This window comes from Escherichia sp. AM3, from assembly GCF_032029835.1.
In the GTDB taxonomy this organism is placed as follows: domain Bacteria; phylum Pseudomonadota; class Gammaproteobacteria; order Enterobacterales; family Enterobacteriaceae; genus Escherichia; species Escherichia coli.
Genome location: NZ_JAVUPQ010000596.1, coordinates 1 through 422 on the forward strand (window position 1 = coordinate 1; position 422 = coordinate 422).

Consider the following 422-nt stretch of genomic DNA (forward strand, 5'->3'; position numbering starts at 1 on the left):
TCGGTAAAACAAATAATAATAAAATCATAAAGATAAAAACAGCGCCCCATGCTACATAGGTAGCGCCACTGGCAGGGACATCAGCAAGTTTTGTATAACAACGACCATCCTTATCATCTGACTTTATAATAGGCAAAAAGTCTCCAGAATACTTATATTGACTTTCAACCTCAACCACAAAAAAGTATTGTGAATCAGAGAGAATTCTATCTATTGTTAGCTTTTTATTTGCAATTGAAAAAGACTCATAATCTGATGAAAGCACTTTGATCGATTGAGCTTGTGGGAATGATATTTCTACGTTACTTTCCTTTTCCTTTCCTTTATTAAATACAGTCACTGTATATCGTAAGTTACGACTATTACCTATGGGATAATACATGGGGTGGTCTATGAGCAAATACAGCTGCCTTGTTCTAAAG

General features: G+C 34.8%; 1 pseudogene. It reads right to left on the minus strand.

Annotated features, from left to right (window positions below):
• Nucleotides 1-340: pseudogene (locus tag RTW80_RS27435) on the minus strand (hypothetical protein); the annotation flags it as partial.
• Between the last annotated feature and the right edge of the window lie 82 nt (nt 341-422).